The following is a 10,445-nucleotide window of genomic DNA, read 5'->3' as shown; positions in this document are numbered from 1 at the left end:
TTAGAAAGTAACTTCCAAGTTAAGTCTTCTAGTGTTTCATACTTTTTAATAATTGAATCTCTATACACTTCCATCGTTATATCATCTGGGTTATTTATATTATTAAAATTATCTGTGATATTCTTTAAATGAACTAACATTATATATGCATAATTATATGTGAATTTTATTGATTCATCATATTTATCTAGTATTCCCATAATATTTGATCACCCTTTCTAAGTTATATATATTATTTATTTTACCATATATAATAACATTCAAAACAAAAATACTTAAAAATAAGGCTATATTAAATTTTCTAACTCACAGCCCCTACTCTGCCTCTAAATGTTCCATTAAGTGACAGGCACCGAAGTTTTATATTCGTCCTTAAAAAGAATGGATTCAGTGGTCCACTAACCATAAGCGCTACTAAAAAGCTTCAGCAAATACTTAACCTTTCTATTGATGGCATGTGTGGACCTAAAGTATTATCTGGAGTAAAAAACATCATGAAAAAACCTCTATGTAGAACTAATTCTATGGGATACATATCAGCCATAAGATATATTCAATGGAGAACTCGTGCAGCTATCGATGGTATTTATGGAAATGAAACTATAAAACGTGTTAAAGAATATCAGAAAACCAATAAATTAGTGATTGATGGAATTGTCGGTAACGGTACTTGGCAAAGCATACTCTCTTGAAATGCTATTTGGTGTGCTAATTACTATGAGTGCACGTCAAAGCCGAACCCGTTACTCACAAAACATATGGGACTTTATAATTCTTGTACCTATTAAAATCACTTTATAGGACAGATTCAGTTTTAATTATTTATAAAATGTATCAGATATTAATCATAACCTTTTAGAAGTTATTCCCAAGGGTCAGGTACTTTTCAGAGTTTGGTAGTGAAGCGTACACGCTCTGTTGCTAATGCCTGCTGGTGTCCCACCCTCAAGGATCCTTTTGTAAATCAGCCTAACAACCACCGCTTCCTTTTCCACAATTTTAGGTAAGCCATTCTCACCCTTTTCATAGTCAAGAAACTGTTTATAAGGCAAGTTGACTTTACCATCTGAAAACCGTTTTCTCTGCCCCCAAGTAACATTTTCGCTTATAGACCGGCTTTCTTCCTGGTGGAGGCGAGCCGTACCTGACTTTATCACTGTCCATTGAGAGAAGTGAATTATATAAGTTAAATCCACAAATAAAGCCAAATTGAACTCTCCAAGACTTCCAACATATCCAGGATGTGTGTGAGTTATTAGTCTACATGAGGAAGAAAAGATAGTTTTAGTACCTTCATCCCTAAGCTAATATTACTTTAATTTGCAATTATTGATTCCGGACCCGACCCCATAGAATAAACTGGAAACAGTTTCTTCTTGCTACTTTCAATAAATGGGTATAAATCAGCACCCTCTAATATCAATTTTACTCCTACTCGAGAACGATGTAACAATTTAATAGACAATTCATCTTCTAACGATGAGATCATCTGGCTCATAGCGGATTGTGTGTATCCAAGGGCTTCCGACCTCGCGCGGTTTGACCTTTTGATGTAAACGAAGGAGTCCGTATATTCCAGGCGTTCAGCTTCTACTATGGAGAAAATTTGCCGTGCCAGATGGGGTATGTCTCAGTATAAGCTGAGGACATCATTCTATCACGGAAACTTCTCAAAAGTAACACGTAAAATGCACAAGCGCCACCAGTAAATAAACTAAATTTACAAGGCTAATATAGGTTAGATTTTCCGATTACAAAAAATCGACCGAAGGTTGACCTTCTATTTTCTATACACTTTTTTACGTGCTTACACACGGATTATAGCAGATACTGAATAAAAAATGCATTTCATACGGGAAATTAACTTACAAAATATTAGTTTTCGTTTACAAAAGTTGCTTTTCACTTACAAAACGGTATTTTCAAATTCAAATCGGGATTCTTAGGGTACAAACTGGAAGTTCGTGTTTCAATTCACCACTTAACCTAATATACTTCTTATAAACTTCTCTATACCAATAATTATTTATTGATATACAATAAATAATTATTGATATTATTGAAAGGATGTAGTATGATGAAATTAGAAAATTGTAAATGGAGGTAGTGATTTATGAAAGAGAACAAATATAATTCTATGGCCAGATTTTTGATAATTGTATTAAATGTGCTTATTGCTTTTGGGGTATTAACCTTTATAAGTTTAATAATAAGTACATTAACTCCAGGGGATATTGAGGCAGCAAATAGAAAATATATAGTAAACTGTATATTGTTTTTTATTGGGACTACTTCCTTGGTATTTATTCTTTACTGTCTTAGAAAGATTTTAAAGTCTGTTATAAAAGCAGGACCCTTTAATATGGGTATTGTGAAAAGTCTAAAGAATATAGCTTTAAGCTGCTTTATTATAACTATATGCTATTTAATAAATTTCTTTTATAATAATCAGATTAAAAGCTTTAGGTTAATAGAGATAGGTCCAACAGGCATACACACAGATACGGAATTCTTGATATTCTTCTTTGCAGGGTGCTTTGTTTTGATACTTGCTCAAATATACAAGCAGGCCGTAGAAGTAAAAGAAGAAAATGATTTCACGGTTTAGGCACTAAAGGAGGATTATTATGGCTATAATTGTAAACCTTGACGTAATGATGGCAATACGCAAAATCTCGCTTAATGAACTGGCTGAAAAGGTTGGAATAACCAATTCAAATTTATCCATATTAAAAACTGGAAAGGCAAAGGCTATAAGGTTTTCTACACTGGAGGCTATATGCAGGGAGCTTAAATGTCAGCCGGGAGATATTTTAGAGTTTAGAGAGGAATAAAAGGAGATTTTAAAATGGAAATTAATGAAACTATGGAACCTAAAACTAAAGAAGGCTTATACTGCCTGTTATTTTCACTGCTGATAGGGATTGTATTTGATAGATTATTTTTTGATAAGGCCTTTGGTATATCCTACTTCATATTCATAGGGCTGTGTATTGGATTCTTCTTATGGTCCACAAGAGACCGAATAAGCTTCGAAAAAAGCTTTGGGTGGTTTTTACTTATTCCAATTGCTTTGCTGTCCTTTAGCTTTGCAGTTCATACAGTGGAAATATTATATTTTTTTAATATTTTAGCAGTTTCATTACTTATGGTTGCAAGCTCAATTTTAATAGTGAAGCCAAGCCTTAAATGGGATAAAGGCAGCTTTATAGTTGAAATGTTAAGAAAAGGCATAGTAAATGTATTTAAAAATATTAACAAGCCCTTTAAAATTATTAAAGCTTCAATAAATATAGGAAGAACTGTTAAAATGGAGGAAGGAAAAAAGCAGATATTGATTGGTATACTTGTTTCCTTTCCTTTGCTTGTGATTTTAATATTACTTTTAAGTTCTGCAGATATGGTTTTTGGCTACTACTTCTCTAACCTGACAGAGATTTTTAATAATATAAATATAGAAGAGTTTGTACCACATACCATAATTATTTTATTTATAACCTTCTATTTATTTGGTTATATTTGGAGCTTTAAGAGTGAGAAAAAATCAATTGAAAAGGCCTTGGATGCCCCTGCTGTGAGCTGGGAGGCCGTTACAATAATAACTGTATTGGTTGCTTTAAATATACTGTATCTGATTTTCACAATGATTCAATTTTCTTATCTTTATGGTGGAGATAATATAGCACTGCCTGCTAATTTTACCTATGCAGAATATGCTAGAAAAGGCTTCTTTGAGCTAGCCGCAGTTACCTTTATCAATTTTATAATAGTGCTAAGCTGCCTGAAATATATAAAAAAAGATAATAAAAGACTTTTAAAGATAGCAAATCTTCTTTTAACTGTGCTTGTAGCATTTACCTTAAATATGCTTTTTTCTGCTAATTTTAAGCTTACTTTGTATGAGGCTGCCTTTGGATATACTTTTTTAAGGGTATCAGTGCATTTATTTATGCTACTGCTTTTCATACTGTGCCTGGTTGTGGCTACTGGCATTTGGTGCAGAAAAATTCCTATAGTGAAAAGCATAGTTGTGATAACAATAATTATGTATACACTAATAAACTATCTTAATATGGATGGGTTTATAGCCAGAAAAAATATAGAGCGCTATAATGAAACTGGAAAGCTGGATGCTTATTATTTGACTTCATTGTCTTTTGAAGCCGTTCCTTACTTGATTGAACTGAGGGATAAGAGCGATAGCAATATAAAAATGGTTATTGATAAAAATTTGAAATACAGAAAAGAAGTGCTTGATAAAGAAAATTCATGGACTGAATTTAATTTTAGTAAAAACAGAACTAGAAAATTATTAAACCAGGGGATCTAAAGCCCTGGTTTTTCTACATATTCTTAGAAAACAAAAACTTCCAGTTTTTACTATCTTCCCATTTTATCACTATAATATTTTTTATTTGGATTTGTAGTTTCAATTTTGGTACCTAGTTTAAAAACATAAACACTTTGTTAATTTAATAAATATAAAAATTATATAATGCTCCGAGTTCACCATCACTTTTTAAATGGTGGCATTTCATATTCTTGTAATATTTCTTCTTTATTTTCAAGTAGGCTATTAAAGGCATCGGGGAACGCTTGTTTTATAGTATCCTCGTAAAGATGAGGGGTAATACACTTTTTATCATTTTTGTATTTTGCGTTGCACTGCCATACCACCTTGCGGTTTTTACTGTTGGAGTGCCACACCTTACTCCCATAGAAACTACCGCACTCCCCACAGATGATCTTTCCTGAAAAACATCCTCCGCCAGTTTTATAGCCTTTTACATTTTTACGTTTTTTAAACTCATGCTGAACTAGATCAAACACCTCTGGAGTTATAATTGCCGGATGCCTGTTCTTAACATAATACTGGGGGATTTCTCCCTTATTAATTTTCTTTTTCTTAGTAAGAAAATCAACCGTAAAGGTTTTTTGCAGTATAGCATCACCTTTATATTTTTCATTTTTAAGAATACTCAGTACCGTGCTGGTCTGACATATATACTTACCAGCTGGAGTTAGAATTTTATTTGTTGTTAGCTGCCTTGCAATTCCTGCTGGTGTCCTTCCTTCAAGGAAAAGTTTATAAATTAACCTTACAACTGCTGCTTCCTTTTCTACAATTTTAGGTAAGCCATCTTCACCTTTTTCATATCCAAGAAACTGTTTATAAGGTAGGCTGACTTTACCATCTGCAAACCTCCTGCGCTGGCCCCATGTAACGTTTTCACTTATTGATCTAGATTCTTCCTGGTGGAGGCGAGGGGTGTCGAACCCCTGTCCGAAAGCCATAACACCTAGGCATCTACAAGCGTAGCCAATACTTTAAATTTCCCTCTACTGGCCGGGTTTTAGTTTTAGTAGCTTGATATTTTCCGTTTCCAGGTCAAAGCTTTCCCAGACTCGGTTCACCGCTGTCGGCGCCCTATCCTAAGTCGCGGTAATCAAAGGTAAGACGTGGCAGAGCTAAGCTGCTAGTATTAAATTATCGTTTGCGTTTAGCTATTCCAACTTCTTTGCCTCAAATTTTTCCTTGGCTCTTTCTATTGCCTTATATAATTTTTCTTGAAATAATTCTTTAGGCGGTAACTGAGTTAAATATTGCGCAACATGTATCCCACTTTTATCGACTTCAAGTAATTCTATTTCTTCATCACTTTTACTTGCACATAGAATTATAGCCACTGGTGGGTTTTCTCCCTCATTCATCTCATTTTTTTGAAGCCACCTTAGATATAATTCTACCTGCCCCTTATGTTCTGGTAAAAATTCCCCTAATTTTAATTCTATTAATACCAGTCGTCTTAATTTTCTATGGTAAAATAATAAATCAATGAAATAATCCTTATTACCTATGGTTATTCTTACTTGTCTACCAAGGAATGCAAAATCTCTTCCCATTTCTAAAATAAATTTTTCTAGCTCAGAAAGTATTGAATTCTCAATATCTTTTTCAGAATATGAATCGTGCAGCTCTAAAAAATCCAATACATAAGGATCTCGGAAAAACAAATCTGTTGTCATCTTATTTTCCTCACTTAGTTGCTTTAAATCATTAACAATTGTTAGTTCTGGCTTTTTAGATATTGTGGTTCTTTCGTATAGCATAGAGTTTATTCTATCTGTTAATGTTCTTACACTCCAATGTTCATTATTACACATAGTTATATAAAATTCTCTTTTTAAAGCATCTTCTATATAAAACAATTTCACGAAATGGGACCATGACAATTTTGCAGACAGTGTCTGCAAAATTTGTTGATTAGAGAAAACTTCAAAAAATCTTACCATACTAAATAAATTTCTTTGACTATATCCTTTGCCATAATCTTTAGTTAACTCTTTGCTTAAATCGCTAATTACTGATTTACCATACTCAGCTTTTACACTTTGTAATATTTCAGTTTTAATAATTTTACCTATATTCCAATATAAAATTACCATTTCAGAATTTACAGCCTTAACTACATTACTTTTACTATCACCAATTGCCTTTGTTATTTCTTTATATAAAAATTTTATGTTTTCAGTATTAATAAGATTACTCATAGTACCACTTCCTTAATTTCGATATATATATAAATCTGCTTGTTCTTCACCTGACTAAATAGTTCTATATATTAAGATATTTTGTTTTATTTCACGTTTACTTAGAATTATACTCTTCTTTTTAAAACAGACAAGTCACTATGCGCTACGTTCCACTTTAGAACCAACTTCTTTTATGTTTCCTGTCGAAGTCTTTTTAAACAGATTCTCCATTTGAAAATTCCTTTTACTATTTTATATTTTTCTATTCTTTTCAGAGCCTCTCAACTTTTAACCCTACCTCTTCATTGCCTAGTATGCAACATAAATAATTAGCAGTTCTTACACTCCATCTTTCATTAACACACATCGTTATATAAAACTCCCTTTTTAAAGTGTCCTCTATTGTTATTAACTTTATTAAATGAGACCACGATAATTTTACAGACAGTGTCTGTAAAATCTCTGCCCTCTCTATTGAATCATAAATTCTTACCATATTAAACAAATTAGCCTGGCTATATCCTTTACCATAATGCAAATATTAGTTCCTCCTAGGTCATAGCCATCAAGTTAAGATAATATATTAATATTATAGTATTATTTATAGCCATATTTAAAAAATAATTTTCGAAAATAGAGTGGATTAGACCATAATTTGGGTCTTAATCCACTCTTTGTTTTTTGAATTTGAGTTAAATATTATATAATTAGTAAGGATATATATTTTTAGTAAATATATATAAATAAATGTAATATTAAACATTTATTGGTTATGGCTTGGAAGGAGCATGATTGTGAATAGAAAATTCAGAAGAAAAATTTTGGAAATAAAAAACGTTTTTGATGAAGAGGGAATAAGAAATATTGCTACAAAAACCAAGTTCACTCAAAGGGAAAGTAAATTTGACTCAATTAAATTTCTCAAATTATGTGTATTTAGTGATGATGGTTTATGTAAAAATAGTTTATCTAAACTATGTACGTTAATTCAGAAAACTGAAAAAACAAGTATTACAACGGAAGGATTAAATTTAAAATTTAATTCAAAATCAGTAGAATTTTTAAAAGAAATTCTATTAAATCTTTTATCAAAACAGGATAATATGTTTGAAACCACTTTAAACTCAGTGAAAAACAAGTTTAAAAAAATAAGAATAATGGATTCAACCCATTATTCTTTGCCAGACAATTTTAAAGATAAGTATGTTGGAAATGGAGGGTCAGCCAGTGAGGCAGCTGCAAAAATACATCTGGAATATGATCTTTTAACAGGAGCTTTTCTAAACTTGAAAGTAACTAGTGGTACAAAAAATGATGCTGACTATATGCTGGATATTATTCATACTGTGGATGAAGGAGATTTATGCTTAAGGGATCTGGGATATTACAGTATGTATTGTTTTGATAAGCTTGTGCAAAAGAAAGCTTTCTTTATATCAAAAATTAAATCTACTACATGCTTATACAGTACAAACCCAGAATATCGGTGTTATTCAACTTATAGTGGCGAAAAAAAAGAAGAGTCTTTCAAAATTGATATAAAGAAAGTTCTTGAACCTTTAGAAGAAGGCCAAATAATTGAACTCTCAGATATACAAATTGGAAAAACTCATAAAATTAACTCAAGGGTAATTGTAACTAAATTATTGGAAAAAGTCAAAGAGGAAAGAAGAATGAGAAGGGAATTTAGAGCCAAAAAAAATAAGGTAAAGAATAGTAACCCTAGCTTAGATGGCGCTAATGTTTATATGACAAACATTCCTTCAGATGTAATAGATCGAAATCTTATATATAAAATATATTCCTTAAGATGGCAAATAGAGCTGATTTTTAAAGTTTGGAAATCACAATTTGAAATACACGTTGTGAATAAAGTTAAAATTGAAAGATATGAATGCTTTATTTATGGTAAATTAATTTCATTATTATTAGGCTCAGTATTAATTAATTTGGCAGATAATAAATTTCGAATGAAGGAAAATAATGAGTTAAGTACATACAAAAGTTACAATGTAATAAGAACATATTTATCTGACCTAAGGTTGAAAATATTTTCAAAAGAAAATGAATTTTTAAAACTAATTGAATTAATTTTAAATGATATATTCACTAATGGCAGAAAGGCTAAAAGAAATTCAAAACTAACACCCAGAGATATTTTGAAGTTAATATAATCAAAGATAATTTTGTAATAATATAAAACAGCAAATAACAATATTATTTATAAATTCAAGTTATTGGATTCTCGTAATATTGTTTATTTGCTGTCCAATAAAATAATATTTAATTTTAAAAAAATTCAGTTAAGTGTTTCTTTTTAAAAATGTATCTATAATTAAATAGCACAGGATAAATATATTGTCTTTTCGCCTAGAAAATGGTTGCTAACCTGTTAACTTGATGGCTATGTCCTCCTAGGTGCTAGGAGGTAACTGGAAGTTAGCTTCTTGCTACATAACTTCTAGTTATTACAATGGCTATAAATTACATATTCATTTATAATATAATTACAATATACTTTTTATATAAAGGAGATGTACCACTCATGTCTGATAGTATCAAAGACGCAGTTGAAGCTTATGTTTTAAGCAAGAATAAAAAGCACTCAAAGTTTGACAAGAAAATTGTAATAAACTTATTAATTGGTGTTAAGATAAATAATAAAAAAGTAGACATTGAAAAGGACTTTACCTTTCTAAGCCAAGACGGTTTAAATACTGAACTATTGATTACAGATCTAGACGCTGAAGAATACATTGATTTAGCAATAAAGAGTTCTATAAAAAAATACACAAAAAGTAAAGTAACAGCTATAGCTATCTATAAGGAATTTATTACATTTATTAATGAAAAATATAATATAGAAATTTCTATTTCTTTTCCTAAGTGGATTCCAAAAACAACTTTGGAGAGACAACTTTATATAGCCAAAATGCTACAGGATCCAGAGGCACCTATCGCCCAATTAGAAGACATCCTGTACGTCAGCAGTAAAACCCTACAAAATGATTTGAAAATACTTAAAGGAGATGGTGATGACCCTCTTGAAGTAATGGGTCAAAAACTCACTGTGGATTTTGACAGAAAGAAAGGAAGGCTTTCCTTCCCTTCTACTATTCATCCTTTATTTTTGACGTTTAATTTGACGCAAGTAATTACCACACTTGAAGGGTTGAAAATAATGTCTGAGAAAGAAGCTTATAAAAATTATGCTTTATATGGAGCTAAAACAATATGGATTCAGTTATCAGATTATGCAAAGCACAGAATTTACACTGTATCAGAGGGATTGGGGATTGATACCAGTTGGTATAAGTCATTAGAAATGGATATCAGTAATCTTTTCCATACTGAATATATGTGTAGTACAATATATGGTTGTCAAAGCCTATTATTATGTTTTAAAAATAGTAGAGCTTGTTTCATTGAATATATTGATGACGATGGAAAAACTATAATATATAAAAATTGCTTAATTATTAGCTGTCCTGATGATCATGTAACCGTAAAAATGGGTGAAAAGCAATTAATACTTGAAACAGACAGGGTTATAAAAGCAGCATTAACAGAAAATGAACTCTATTAAAAATGGAAGCTGAGCTTACATGAAACTCCCTTTGAAAATTGATATGATAAGACATAGAAAAACAAATACAAATTCGAAGGGAGTTTTTAATATGTCAACATGTTTAGCAGAGGTATTGTTTGGTCATATCGATAGAGATAACGGAGGTATTCAGTTTAACAACAGGATTAGCATTTATGAAAACAGTGTTACTAGACTAGTTTTTGAAAAAAGAGCCTCAATAGATGGAGCACTAGGCAGTATTGAAGCAATTTGGATTCCAAATCCAGAATATCTTATTGAATCTTGCTTGCTTATGGCAGCTGTCTATGGAATTAAAAGTCCA

Annotated in this window: 11 protein-coding genes and 2 pseudogenes; 7 read left to right on the top strand and 6 right to left on the bottom strand. The window is 31.1% G+C overall.

Features of this window, described 5'->3' with window-relative positions; all coding sequences use genetic code 11:
- Positions 1 to 203: pseudogene (locus VIM70_RS11015) on the bottom strand (nucleotidyltransferase); the annotation flags it as partial.
- A gap of 291 nt (positions 204 to 494) precedes the next feature.
- Between VIM70_RS11015 and VIM70_RS11010 the strand changes: the two are divergent.
- Positions 495 to 692, top strand: coding sequence for a peptidoglycan-binding domain-containing protein (locus VIM70_RS11010; RefSeq protein ID WP_331945809.1), 198 nt, complete (start codon positions 495 to 497; stop codon positions 690 to 692).
- 228 nt (positions 693 to 920) lie between these two features.
- On the opposite strand, the pseudogene VIM70_RS11005 reads toward VIM70_RS11010, so the two are convergent.
- Both VIM70_RS11005 and VIM70_RS11000 read right to left on the bottom strand, forming a co-directional pair.
- Positions 921 to 1,181: pseudogene (locus VIM70_RS11005) on the bottom strand (hypothetical protein); the annotation flags it as partial.
- A gap of 134 nt (positions 1,182 to 1,315) precedes the next feature.
- The gene (locus tag VIM70_RS11000) at positions 1,316 to 1,552 is read right to left on the bottom strand and encodes a LysR family transcriptional regulator (protein WP_331945810.1); all 237 of its coding nucleotides are present in this window, start codon (positions 1,550 to 1,552) and stop codon (positions 1,316 to 1,318) included.
- A gap of 561 nt (positions 1,553 to 2,113) precedes the next feature.
- Between VIM70_RS11000 and VIM70_RS10995 the strand changes: the two genes are divergently transcribed.
- The 3 genes from VIM70_RS10995 to VIM70_RS10985 are packed head-to-tail and all read left to right on the top strand — an operon-like array spanning position 2,114 to position 4,330.
- Positions 2,114 to 2,608: a DUF2975 domain-containing protein gene (locus VIM70_RS10995; protein ID WP_331945807.1), complete on the top strand. Its 495-nt coding sequence runs from the start codon at positions 2,114 to 2,116 to the stop codon at positions 2,606 to 2,608.
- A 19-nt stretch (positions 2,609 to 2,627) separates the two neighbouring features.
- Complete coding sequence (locus tag VIM70_RS10990; RefSeq protein ID WP_331945806.1) at positions 2,628 to 2,834, top strand: helix-turn-helix transcriptional regulator; 207 nt, start codon at positions 2,628 to 2,630, stop codon at positions 2,832 to 2,834.
- Between the two features lie 14 nt (positions 2,835 to 2,848).
- Entirely contained in the window at positions 2,849 to 4,330 is a 1,482-nt protein-coding gene (locus tag VIM70_RS10985) for a DUF4173 domain-containing protein (protein WP_331945805.1), read from the top strand.
- Positions 4,331 to 4,512: 182 nt separating this feature from the next.
- Here VIM70_RS10985 and VIM70_RS10980 read toward each other — a convergent pair whose 3' ends face one another.
- From VIM70_RS10980 to VIM70_RS10970, 3 genes are all read right to left on the bottom strand, one after another.
- A complete protein-coding gene (locus VIM70_RS10980) occupies positions 4,513 to 5,295 on the bottom strand; it encodes a recombinase family protein (protein WP_331945804.1) in 783 nt (260 codons plus the stop codon).
- A gap of 210 nt (positions 5,296 to 5,505) precedes the next feature.
- Positions 5,506 to 6,552, bottom strand: coding sequence for a PDDEXK nuclease domain-containing protein (locus VIM70_RS10975; protein WP_331945803.1), 1,047 nt, complete (start codon positions 6,550 to 6,552; stop codon positions 5,506 to 5,508).
- Positions 6,553 to 6,805: 253 nt separating this feature from the next.
- Positions 6,806 to 7,072: a DUF1016 N-terminal domain-containing protein gene (locus tag VIM70_RS10970; protein ID WP_331945802.1), complete on the bottom strand. Its 267-nt coding sequence runs from the start codon at positions 7,070 to 7,072 to the stop codon at positions 6,806 to 6,808.
- 256 nt (positions 7,073 to 7,328) lie between these two features.
- Between VIM70_RS10970 and VIM70_RS10965 the strand changes: the two genes are divergently transcribed.
- The 3 genes from VIM70_RS10965 to VIM70_RS10955 all read left to right on the top strand — a co-directional run.
- Positions 7,329 to 8,708 carry an IS4 family transposase gene (locus tag VIM70_RS10965; RefSeq protein ID WP_331945801.1) on the top strand — a complete coding sequence of 460 codons (1,380 nt, stop codon included), beginning with the start codon at positions 7,329 to 7,331 and terminating at the stop codon, positions 8,706 to 8,708.
- Positions 8,709 to 9,079: 371 nt separating this feature from the next.
- Complete coding sequence (locus VIM70_RS10960; RefSeq protein WP_331945800.1) at positions 9,080 to 10,120, top strand: hypothetical protein; 1,041 nt, start codon at positions 9,080 to 9,082, stop codon at positions 10,118 to 10,120.
- 91 nt (positions 10,121 to 10,211) lie between these two features.
- Positions 10,212 to 10,445, top strand: a 234-nt coding sequence (locus VIM70_RS10955; protein ID WP_331945799.1) for a hypothetical protein, incomplete at its 3' end; no start/stop codon positions are given.

Origin of the sequence: Clostridium sp. (assembly GCF_036569345.1) — a bacterium.
Classification (GTDB): Bacteria; Bacillota; Clostridia; order Clostridiales; family Clostridiaceae; genus Clostridium_AD.
Note: the sequence above shows the minus strand (reverse complement) of the source record. Positions and strands in the feature narration are given on the sequence as shown.